Here is a 12,034-nt window from a genome sequence, read left to right on the forward strand (position 1 = left end):
ACACCCTATCGAATTGCCTTACTTTTTATATTTCTCAAACCAAGCAAGGGTATGCTCAATTTTACTCACCATACGCGATGGCTTCCCAGCAATACCATGTGGTGCACCTGGAATTTTCACTAACACTGTATCAATTTTACGAAGTTTCAATGCTTGATAATACTGCTCAGTCTCTGCCATTGGCGTTCGTAAATCTTCCTCACCTGTCATTAGCATCGTCGGTGTTGTTACATTGCCAACTAACGATAACGGAGAGCGCTGCCAGTAATGTTCAACATGCTCCCAAGGCATACCCGGAAATTGCGTTGGTATTTGTACTAAACCACTATCCGCGGTCAGCACTTTACTGAGCCAGTTAATTACTGGTTTCACGACAACTGCAGCATTAAATCTGTCTGTTAGGCCAATCGCGTAAGCCGTTGCAATGCCCCCCGCTGACCCACCAGCAATAAATAGATTGTCTTTATCTATAAAGCCTTTAGCTATCATGGCATCAACGCCTGAATTGTGATCGACAAAGTCTTCCTTCGAGCTGTATTTATACTTTAACAACATAGCAAAACGCTCGCCATAAGAGCTACTGCCTCTGTGGTTATCGTAAAACACCACATACCCTTGTGCTGCATAGCGCTGTAACTCAGCCGAAAAATGTGGGCCATAAGCTAAATGTGGGCCACCATGAATTTCAATTAATAGTGGGTACTTTTTCTTAGGATCAAAATTAGGGGGCGTGATATACCAACCTTGAATTTGCTCGCCATCGAATGAAGACTTGTAGTTAATTTCGTGTACTTCACCTAAGGTTTTATGAGCAAGTAAATCTTCGTTTAAAGAAGTTAACTGTTTGGTATTCCCTTTAGTCGATGCTATTGCTACATCCGCAGGCCTTTGCGCTGTGCCATGGGTAAATGCGATTTTACCTGAGTAATTAGCACTAAATTGACCGCTAATATAAGGTCTACCCAGTGTTGTGCCCGATAAGCTGTCGGCTAGGTCTTTTATATTGCCACTTAAAGAAATCGCTGCAAGCTTACGTTTACCGAAATCATCATAAGCAATTGCCAATCTTGAATTACTGATCCAAGTTGGATTTTGGAAAGAGCGATCAAAATCTTTGCCCACCATTTCAAACTCTTTATCTGACCAATCCATGATATTCAGTTTGTGATTACGATAAGGGTTCAACTCACCAGATGCGCTTAAGAAAGCGAGTTTTTTACCATCTCTTGAAAAGCTCGGAGAGTGCTCTCGGCCTGGTTGAGTAGTGAGCTGAGTTAGCTTGCCCTTTAAATCAACACTGAATAAATCACCTTCTAAACGCTTATATTCCCAATCTTTAATCCTATTCGCTGAGAATACAATTTCTTCAGAGTTACTATGCCAAGCAAGCTGACCTCCATGGTGAAAGTTGCCTGACGTCAGTTGACGCGGTGTGCCACCATCACTTGGTAAAATAAAAATTTGGCGGTAGCCTGGTTTAACTAACCCTCTGCCATCGGCTTGGTAATAGGCTTTATCAATCACAATTGCAGGCTCTGACCATGTCGCACCTTTTGGCTTGGCTGGCATTTTCGCAATCACTGACGGCTTTTCGTTAATTTGCTGACTAAAGGCAAGCCACTTGCCATCGGGAGACCAGGTTAAATTACTTACACTTGATTGAAGCTGGCTCAATAGAGCTGTGCGATTTTTCTCTAGGTAATACACATGCACTTGGTAGCTACCAGAAACATTACTGATGAAGGCGATTTTCTTTCCATCTGGTGACCATCTAGGGTGAAGATATTGGTTTTCATCTGAAAATAACGGCGTTTGTTCACCACTTTTTACATCTACTAACCACAAATTACGGCGTGTACTGTCTTTCATTATGTCATTTGAATTTCTGACATAAACAACCTGCTTGCCGTTTGGCGAAATTTGTGGGTCATTGGCATACTCTAATGCAAATATATCATTGGCATTAAATGTGGTAGTTGCTTGAGCAAAAATAGGCAACAATGCCAGTGCTGAAAGTGTTTTTCTGATCCCAATATCCATAGTGATCCCTAATCAATAAATTTAGGTTATGAATACTAAAGTCAGCAAGAAATGTCATGGATTTAGCGATGAAGTGAGTAAAAGTGATGCCCACTAACAGGGCATCATGAAAAGCTTAAGTTTGATTTAATACTCGTAATTACATTCTTTACTGACTTTATAGCGCTCGATTAATTCATCCATATCGATTGCAGATCCCGCTATATTGGTTGCTGCTTTGGCTATTTCTTCTGCACCTGATACGTTTTCAGTGGCTTTTTGGTAAATATCAACGATATTCTTACTTACCTCTTCAATCGCGTTACTTTGCTGTTGAGTGTTTGAAGAAACCGCTTCTGTTACCGCTTCAACCTGTTTTGCTTGTTCAACAATCGTCGCTAAAGCGAGCTTAATTTCTTCTGCTCTATTAGCTGCCTCTAATGCATTTTCTTTACCCTGGGTAATAATGCTTGATGCTTCTTTTGAGCTTGTTTGAAGCTCTGCCACTAAAGAGGATATTTCTTCAGTTGATTTTTGCGTTCGACTAGCTAGGTTTCTAACTTCATCAGCCACAACCGCAAAGCCTCTACCTTGCTCACCTGCTCTAGCTGCTTCAATAGCCGCATTAAGCGCCAATAAATTCGTTTGCTCTGCGATTTCTCGGATCATATCGACCATACTCGAAATGCTGCCTACTCGTTCATTTAAGGTATCAACCGATTGTGCTGAGCGTGCCATATCATCTGATGCACTTTGTATTACATCAACCGCTTCACTAACAACTTTCTGGCCATTTAGAGATTCATTGGCAACCGTTTTCGCTGCCTGAGAGTTATCAGACATTGAGCTTGCGATAACTTGAATATTCGCGCTCATTTGTTCTGATGCTGAAGCAATGGTTTGAATCCCCATTTGTTGCTCAACCAAATTTTCTTGGCTTTGACTAATGGCAACTGCAGTTTCATGAATAGACACAGTGATTTTTTTAGAAACTAAGCCTAGTTCAATTAAATCTTCTTCAAACTGCTTAGTCAGTGCATTGATTTTTTGTGCAGACTCGCCAAGTTCATCTGAGCTTAATACTTCAATCTCATCAGCCATATCGCGCTCTTTAATTGCAACTTCAATGCCTCTAGCTATTAATTCTGATTGTTGGTGCCTTAATCGAATCGATATAAACAGCGCTGCGGTAATGAGCAAGCCGACTATAAATATAGTAGCTTCTACAATGACTACCACAACAGCATCTTGTTGAATTCGAATAGCTGTTTTATCAACAATTGTTAATGCTTTCTCTTCTGCATCTTTTAAAGCATCTATTCTTCTTGTTGCAGCATCAAACCATACTTCCGGATCAAGATTAAAATCTGAGTTCTTTTGCTCCACTAGACTTCTAAAACGTTCTACTTCGGCAAATGAACTTTGATTTAATGCTGATTGCAAAACCGAATTTATTGCTTTGGGCGCGACTTCAAGCGCTTCGTTAAGATAGACTTTTTGCTGTGTTAATAACTCAACATGGCGTGCTTTTTGAGCGAAGTTAATTTGATTACTGGCAAAAACGTTTGCCAGTAACGCTCGCTCTATTCCTGAAGACTCTTTCGCACTCGAAAAGTTATAAATAGCTGTTAGCTCTTTAGCGATAATCGGATCTTCACTTAAACGGGCCGCTTTTATAATAATGTGAAGACCTTTTGAATTAATTGAGGTGTAGTATTTTAATAAATCGGGTACTGATACAGATAAGCTATCTACTTTTCTGCGCATTGACTCTAGCTCAAAGAAAAGTGATTCAAACTCTTTAAGCTCTTTACGCATTTCTTTTGACAGCGCCCATTCTTCTTGTTCATTTTTCAATGTGTTCAATTTAACATTTGTATTCGAACGCAAAGCCTTTAAAGACTGAGCGAATTTAGCACCATTTAAAGCCACAAAACCAGCCGAAGCACCACGCTCTTTTTGCGTCTCATGAACAATACTCAAAACTGCGTGACTAAGGAAAGCATTGTACTCAGCGTCATAGGCATTATTCATTTTCTTGAATGCCATACTCATATCGTAAGTAATGATAGCGCCAAGCAAAATACAAGGTAAGAGAACAACTAAAGTGAGGTGACTTGAGATTTTTTTTGCTACTGCTAGAAACATAGAGGCAACTTATTTTTTAATAAAAAGTTAACTGATTTAAAATATAGGACGTATCCAAACTATTTTGAAGCAATTATTCCTAATAAAATAATATTAGTGTTTAGTCGAGTAAAGCCTTTTACTTCATAAACTTAAAAATCTCAGAAATTTCTTACTCATCCGCATAAATAATAGACAACATTTAAGAAAAAGGATCACTGCTAAGTTCAGACTGCTTTAAATTGTTCTAGCAAAACCTAAAGCTCACACTAATGATTATGAGTTTTACTATTGATGTAATCGGTAATTGAAAACAATACGCCTGATATCACAAACGTTAAGTGAATACCCACTTTCCAAGCAAGTTCTTCATTACTTAGAGACTCTGAACTAATAAAGACTTTTAATAGCTCTACGGCTGAGATGGCGACAATGGCACTGATCAACTTGATTTTTAGACCTGAGAAGCCAACTTTACCCATCCAAGCAGGTCTATCTCTATGGTTATCAATATCGAGTTTAGACACAAAATTCTCGTAACCGCTAAAAATGATGATCAATAACAGTCCTGCCAATAAAGCAGTATCGACTAAAGTTAGAATACCTACAAGCAAGTCATTATTAGCTGTATTGAATGCAGTGAGTGTCATTGCATACAGTTGCTTAAAGAATTTGATAAGTAGCAAAATTACTGCAAACAACAAGCCTAAAAAGAAAGGCGCCAGTAACCAGCGACCTTTGAAAAGGGTTGACTCTAAAACATGCTCAAGTTTATTACCAAACGACTTAGGTTCGTTCATTATGTTACCTATCAAAGAATTTTCGGCATTCTAGTCTAACCACAACACCTGTTTCAAATAGTTAGACAAACAACTTATGTATTTAACTATTTACTGCTTTGTTCACTAATACTAGGTTCAGCCTCTTTAAGCCTGTCATCGACCTTTGCTTCTCCATCACTTTCAACAACCAACAATTGCTCATGAGCAATTTCTTCTTCGATTCGAGGGTCCATCGCTGCGGCAAGCGGCGAGCTAGTGACATCTGAATTACCCACCACATAATCACTGGCTTCTGGCTGTTCAGCTTTTTGGCGAGCATTTATGAAAGTCAGTACACCAAACATCAATACGGTGAGTACTGCGATAGAAGCATATAAAGCCTTAGGGCCGAAAAAGGTCATAGATTTTGAAATGATCGCTGAACCAAAAGCGGCGCCTGCACCAAACACCATGAGGAGTGCAGATGATACACCAACACGGTCTTCATCACTGATCCGTGAATTTGCAAGAGCTGATGATAGCGGATAAAGCGTAAACGCAAACAAACCAAAGGCAAAACTACAGGCCATCAAAACTGTCGGCTCAGATGGTAATAAGCAAATTGCCAAACTGATCAGGCATAAAGCAACTGCATTGCTCCTTAATAAAATGCTCCTCGGTACTTTGTCTGAAATCACACCCATTGGCCATTGCGCCAAAAGGCCAGCAAATATGGTGAAAGACATAAATTTTGCGATGTCTGCAGAGCTAAAGCCTATACCACTGCCAAAAGTGGGCGCTAGTCCATAAAAACTACCGTTAATAATGCCAGCAAAAAGTACCGCAGCGAGTGCTTGAGGTACTTTCTTAAAATAGTCGAATAAACTCACTTGAATGGGTTTGATGGGTTTAGGGTGAATACGCCGCGTGATTGCAATGGGAATAATACCCGCAGAAACCGCCATACAAACCAAGAATAAAGGTGCATAGCCCAACTCAGGAAAGCTTGATAATGCAAACTGACCAAGTACCATGCCCATATATGAAGTGATCATATAAAATGAAAACACTTTACCCCGCGACTCAGGCTCTGCTTGTTCATTAAGCCAGCTCTCTAACACCATGTAATTGGCCATCATGCCCAAACCAACACACAAGCGAAGAAATAACCATAGATAAACGTTATCGCTGACGCCATGCGCGGCAACACAGGCGACAACTGCAGCAGTGCTCGCTGCGAAAGTACGAATATGACCAACCGATTTAATAAAGTGATAACCAAGCTTTGAGCCTAATAATAGACCCAAGTAATAACATGAGGTGAGTAAACCAATCCAAAAGGTCGAAACGTCTTTTTGACCTAAATAAAGCGCTAAATAAGTGGTTAATAAGCCAGTGCCACTAATTAAAAATAGATTAGTGAAATATAAAGAGATAAATGATTTCATCATAAAAGTTTACAGGCTTTTTTGTGATACTAGAGCAACTAATCAACTTTGCCAAGCACTGCTATGAAATTATCTATTGAAGAGAAAATAGCCGAACTACTTCTTGTTAAGTTCGGCTTAAAAGGGGAAGTTAAACTTTAAATTTCGATACATGCGCTTTTAAGTCAACAGCCAACGCTTTAAGCTCTGAGCCCGCCGAAGCGATGTCTTTTGTTGCATCAACAGTTGAAGCGGTATGGTCACTGACTGTGATGATGCTGCGGTTAATTTCTTCAGCGACCGCAGACTGCTCTTCAGAAGCCGTTGCTATTTGCGTACTCATTTCATTAATAATCGCAATATCTTCTACAATTTCTTTTAATGCATGATCCGCATTTTGTGCTTGTTCAACAGTGCGCTCTGCATAAACCTGGCCTTCTTCCATCACCACAACCGCATCGTGAGAATACTTTTGCAGCTCTTCAATCATGCCTTGAATACTTTCTGTTGATTCTTTCGTTCTTTGTGCAAGTGCCCTAACTTCATCAGCCACTACCGCAAAGCCTCGCCCTTGCTCACCCGCTCTTGCTGCTTCAATTGCGGCATTGAGAGCAAGTAGATTCGTTTGCTCGGCAATGGCATTAATAACCGTGGTGACATTGCCAATTTCTTCACTCACTGAACCCAGTTTATGAATAACCGCCGCCGCTTTTTCAACTTCATTAGCCAAACCGCTGATTGCCTCAATGGCAATATTCAACAGCGCCATGCCCTCACCCGCTTCTTTATGGGCTTTATGTGCGGCATTGGCGGTGTTAACAACGTTGTGTGCGACTTCTGAAACCGTTGCGCTCATTTCATTCATGGCTGTAGCAGCTTGTTCGATTTCAATTTGCTGATTGGCCATTGCCTGTTTGGTGTCGTTAGCGACACTTTCTAGGCTATGAGTTGAAACATTCAATTGCTCAACAGAGGCATTACTACTAAACGCAATATCCCTAAAGCTAGACACCATGTTGTTCAACCCCACGGCTATTTGAGTTAGTTCATCTTTACCTTGGGTATCCACAGCGAGCGTTAGGTCACCGGTCTCTTCAAGACGCTGAATGGTGCTACCTATTCTGTCTAATGGGCTGATAATACTGCGTAAAACATTAACGGTGATAATGATTGAAATGATGGCAATGATGACAATGAGCACCACCATGGTCGAGACTTCTTGCCAGTATGTCACCTGCACATCATCAATGTAAATACCTGTGGCAATCACCCATCCCCATGGAGAAAACTGTTTTGCATAAGAGACTTTATCAATCGGCGTCGAATTCGGTGTTTTTGGCCACATGTATTGCACAGAGCCTTCACCAAAGCGCGTCGCTGCACTCACAATTTCTCGAATAAAGTACACACCATTGGGATCTTTCAAGCTCGCAGAGTTAGTACCATTTAAACTAGGTTTTATCGGGTGCATCAGCATGGTGTGCTGCGCATCTAAAATAAACAAGTACTCGTCATCAGCGTAACGCATTGCTTCAATAACTTGCTTGGCTTCAGTTTGCGCTTGCTCAAGCGTCATCTTTGAACTTGCCACTTGCTCTGCATAAAAACTTACTATGCCATGAGCAGTTTCAACAATGTGCTGAGTTTCAAGCTGTTTAGACTGCTTTAATTCACTGTATAGCGAATTAAGCATTAAAAAAGTAATGACTAGAATAACGGCAAAACAAGCGCTAACTTGCGCCCACAATCGCGTTTTAACAGAGAGCTGCCTGAGTGTTGTTTCCATGATTTTCCTTAAGCATTAATCCTTGAGCTTGAAATTTACTCTTCAGGAATGTTTTCGACACAAAAACTAAGCTAGCAGCTATTGGATTGCTCCGACAAGGGTGATCAGCCCTTCTTTTGATTTATGACAAATTTTGCTTTTCATCGACTGTAATTGAACCCGATAAGTAATGCACAGCCTGCCCTCGTAGCTTCACTCTTTCGCCTTCAATCTCACACAATAGCTCACCGCCTCGCTTCGATGCCTGATAGGCTTTCAACTCTGTTTTATTCAGCCTTTGAGACCAGTAAGGTGCTAACCCCGTGTGGATAGAGCCCGTTACCGGATCTTCATCTCCGCCATTCGCAGGCCAAAAATAACGGGATACAAAATCATATTTTTTGCCTGGTGCAGTCACAACCACATCAAACGGTGCCAATTGTTTAAGCTGTTCAGTACTTTGTTCTAGAATTCTAACTTCGTGCTCAGTGTTATAAACAGCAAAGTAGGCTTGCTGGTTTTTTAGTACCTGTTGAGGCTTTATCGATAAACCAGCAATGAGCGCTTCTGGTATATCTTGAATGGCTTCTGGTGTGAAACTCGGAAAATCCATTTCAATATAACCATTATCTAACTTGTTGATAAGCATAGACCCTACCGCTGGCGCGCTAAGTGTTACCTGCTGAAAAGTTGGATTCTGACTAAACAGCACAAACGCTGATGCTAAAGTTGCGTGACCACAAAATGCAATTTCGGTCAGTGGAGAAAACCAACGAATATCATAAACACCCGTTTCAACAGGCACTAGAAATGCAGTTTCAGATAAGTTATTTTCTGCAGCGATGGCCTCCATTAAGCTTTCGTTTAAACAAGTGTTTGTGATGATCACTGCCGCTGAATTGCCACCAAACTGAGTGGATGTAAAAGCATCCACAACGTCGATATTTAACTTCATAATTCCACTCACTTTATTTTTAATTACCTAGAAACTAGCTGAGATTGAAAGGCAAGTGAAGTGATTAAGTGTTATGCATACAGTTTTGATGGTTATGAGTAATTAAAAGAAAATAAGCGGGCAAAACTGCGAAGGGTGCAAGTAAAGGGGACTGCCCGCTTGAAGAGCGTTGTTAAATAACAACTATGGAACTAAGTACGTTAATGTTCATTTAGTTACTTAAGTTACAAGTAACTGACTTAATGAGCGGTAAATGACTCTGTAAAATCAAATTCAATATACTCACTTATTCCTGACTGCAAACTGAATTAGCTCTTAGCAATCAATTCATTAGTTACTTTATCTATACCCACTTCACTAATGCGAGACACAATTTCTTTCTGCTTTGCATTCAACAGTGAAATACTTTCCGCAACTAAGTCATAAACTTGCCATTCGCCTTTCTTGTTTTTTCTGAATTTAAATACAATGTCGATACTCGGAGCGCCTGGCTCAACAATCTCAGACTTAACTGAGGCAAACTTACTTTTGCTGTCTAAAACTGGTTCAATAAAGCGGACTTCTTGGCCTTTGTAACTCATTAACACATTGGCATACGTGCCCGTCAGATATTCTTCAACCGCATCTATAAAACTCACCGCTTGCTCACGTTTTACTTCTCTGACGTGTTTGCCAAGCAGCTTAAAAGAAACAAATTTAATGTCGATATGCGGCATCAGTTGTGCACCGACTAGCTTTTTAAGCTCAATACGTTTTGTGTCTTCGTCTAAATCTTTCAACTTACCAATATCAATAAACAGCTGATCACCAACTGATTTAATTAATGTGTATGGTGTCTCGGTATTTGCTTGTTTAGAGCCCGCGCCAGCACTGTACGCGCTGAATAGAATTAATACCGAAAAAAATAAATACTGTATTGCAGTTTTCATAATGTGTCCCCGTTTAGTTAGTGAGTGCATGATACGAGTTTGTTTAATGATTAAAAAGACACACTTTTGCACTCTTTTGTTGCCAAAAATGCACACAAATAAAAAGTCTATATATTTCAATTAGTTTTACTTTTGTTTCATTTTCAGCATCAATATCGTGCACATTTGTTTGCATATAAACACAAATAGCTTTGTGAAAATACGCTCATTGAAATGATGAGGTTCACATTAACTATGAATTTACTGCGTTTATTGGCGCTCGCCTTCTTCTTAACATTTACTTCAACAGCATTTGCAGATAACAAACACGGTTATGCTATTCACTATATTCATGGTGAAGGAGACGTAGATGGGATCAAGCTTGCTTATCAGTATCACCCAGAAAATTTGCTGCCTGAAGCTTGGAAAAACTTTGACTTACACTTTGAGACCAGCGTTAACTTATGGAACTATTCAGCTGATGGCAGAGGTTCAAAAAGCAAACACGATACTAACTTTGTTCTGGCTCTTACGCCTGTATTCAAATACCCGCTTACAATTTGGTATGAAAAACCCCTTTATTTAGAGCTAGGGATAGGATTAGCACTACTAGACGACACACATTTTGCTGGTAAAAACGTCAGCACACATTATCAATTTGAAGACAGACTCGGACTGGTTTATGACTTAGAAGATGCCAAAGTGGCCGTAAGATATATGCATTACTCAAATGCAGGGTTCAAAAGCCCAAATCCAGGACTCGATTTTATTTCACTCTCGTATTCCAGCTATTTTTGATTTTCCCCAAAAAGCTGTTGAAGGGTTGCGTGGCTTGACCGCTCAACCCTTTTTAATAATGACCTTAACTTATCTAATTTTGATAATCGGTCGCTTTGTACAAGTTTGAGTTAACAACATAGATAAGACGTCGCGCACTGCGGCTACCTCGAAATCAATAATATTTAGTTCAGGCGCCTGAATGCGTTTTTGTGCTACGTCTTGTAACAGCTGCTCACCCATAAAACGCAAATGCTGCTGCGCACATAAACTATTTGAAAGCCAAGCACCTGACACTGAAACCACCCCAATATTCGGCGCTTTCTCAAATAACAACTGCTCTGGAATAGTACTAAAGCCATTTAGACACGCAATACGACCACAAAAACGCAGATGCTGTAAATCTTCTAAGAAAGTTTCTCCGCCTTGGGTATTAATGATGCAGTCAAATCCCGCATTGCCAATTTCTCTTTTAATTTGCTCGCAAACACCTTCTTGCTCACAATCAAACGCTAAATCAGCCCCCAACTTTTCAAGACGCTTCTGATGAGGCTTTTGAGCAAATGCATACACTTGCGCGCCTTGCTGTTTGGCATATTGAATCGCGAAGTGGGCAACCGCGCCCTGAGCACTGTTGATCAGTAAGGATTCACCTGATTGCAACTGCAGTTTGTTCAAGGCAATAAGTGCCGCCATACCAGCATTGGGTAAAGATACAGCAACGTCACTAGGTACTGCATCAGGGATCACAGAAACACTGTGGCTAGGCACCACTGCATATTCTTTTAACATGCCATGTTGAGATAGACAGGCGTTAAATAACACGCGCGAACCTTTGTTCGGAAAAACGCCCTTTGGCGCGTCAACCACAGTACCCACGGCATCGAGTCCCAAGACATGCGGGTATTGCCATTGTGAAAAGCCTGTCTGTGCTAATCGCGCGTCAACATGATTCAAAGCAACATAATCGATGGCCACCAGCAATTCATTTGCACCCAACTGTGGTACTTGACGTTCAGCACATTGCAAGTCGAAAGCCTCTCCGGCCTGAACGAGTTCTATGACTTTCATTGAATTGTTAACTGCAGACATACATTTCCTGTCATTAAAAGAATCAGTTTGTGATATCAAAACACGCCAATTATTGCAAAATAATTGCTAATTTGTCGCTTTTTGTTATTAAAACACGTCAATTCAAGTTCAACAACCTCACCGCGACAATTGTCAACATAAGGTAATGAAACCATTAAATTTATAATTTATGCTTTATTTGTAGATTATTAATCTAGTTTTAC

At 40.3% G+C, this 12,034-nt stretch carries 9 protein-coding genes; 1 reads left to right on the forward strand and 8 read right to left on the reverse strand.

Translation table 11 applies throughout. The features are described from left to right. Nucleotides 1-18: 18 nt before the first annotated feature. From C1E24_RS09920 to C1E24_RS09950, 7 genes are all read right to left on the reverse strand, one after another. Nucleotides 19-2,040, reverse strand: a complete 2,022-nt coding sequence (locus C1E24_RS09920) for a S9 family peptidase (RefSeq protein ID WP_138481012.1) — start codon at nucleotides 2,038-2,040, stop codon at nucleotides 19-21. Nucleotides 2,041-2,166: 126 nt separating this feature from the next. Beyond that, the gene (locus C1E24_RS09925) at nucleotides 2,167-4,167 is read right to left on the reverse strand and encodes a methyl-accepting chemotaxis protein (protein WP_138481014.1); all 2,001 of its coding nucleotides are present in this window, start codon (nucleotides 4,165-4,167) and stop codon (nucleotides 2,167-2,169) included. A 248-nt stretch (nucleotides 4,168-4,415) separates the two neighbouring features. Further along, nucleotides 4,416-4,946, reverse strand: coding sequence for a TIGR00645 family protein (locus C1E24_RS09930; protein WP_138481016.1), 531 nt, complete (start codon nucleotides 4,944-4,946; stop codon nucleotides 4,416-4,418). Nucleotides 4,947-5,032: 86 nt separating this feature from the next. Continuing rightward, on the reverse strand, nucleotides 5,033-6,355 hold the full coding sequence (locus C1E24_RS09935) for an MFS transporter (RefSeq protein ID WP_138481277.1): 1,323 nt from the start codon (nucleotides 6,353-6,355) through the stop codon (nucleotides 5,033-5,035). A gap of 130 nt (nucleotides 6,356-6,485) precedes the next feature. Next, complete coding sequence (locus C1E24_RS09940; RefSeq protein ID WP_138481018.1) at nucleotides 6,486-8,120, reverse strand: methyl-accepting chemotaxis protein; 1,635 nt, start codon at nucleotides 8,118-8,120, stop codon at nucleotides 6,486-6,488. A 121-nt stretch (nucleotides 8,121-8,241) separates the two neighbouring features. Next, complete coding sequence (locus C1E24_RS09945; protein WP_138481020.1) at nucleotides 8,242-9,054, reverse strand: PhzF family phenazine biosynthesis protein; 813 nt, start codon at nucleotides 9,052-9,054, stop codon at nucleotides 8,242-8,244. Between the two features lie 308 nt (nucleotides 9,055-9,362). Beyond that, a complete protein-coding gene (locus tag C1E24_RS09950) occupies nucleotides 9,363-9,983 on the reverse strand; it encodes an MlaC/ttg2D family ABC transporter substrate-binding protein (protein WP_138481022.1) in 621 nt (206 codons plus the stop codon). Between the two features lie 234 nt (nucleotides 9,984-10,217). Between C1E24_RS09950 and C1E24_RS09955 the strand changes: the two genes are divergently transcribed. After that, entirely contained in the window at nucleotides 10,218-10,760 is a 543-nt protein-coding gene (locus C1E24_RS09955) for an acyloxyacyl hydrolase (protein WP_240721982.1), read from the forward strand. Between the two features lie 69 nt (nucleotides 10,761-10,829). Here the strand turns inward: C1E24_RS09955 and C1E24_RS09960 are convergent, their stop codons facing one another. Continuing rightward, nucleotides 10,830-11,831 carry a zinc-binding dehydrogenase gene (locus C1E24_RS09960; RefSeq protein WP_138481025.1) on the reverse strand — a complete coding sequence of 334 codons (1,002 nt, stop codon included), beginning with the start codon at nucleotides 11,829-11,831 and terminating at the stop codon, nucleotides 10,830-10,832. Nucleotides 11,832-12,034: the final 203 nt, after the last annotated feature.

Source organism: Pseudoalteromonas phenolica (assembly GCF_005876835.1).
GTDB lineage: Bacteria > Pseudomonadota > Gammaproteobacteria > Enterobacterales > Alteromonadaceae > Pseudoalteromonas > Pseudoalteromonas phenolica_B.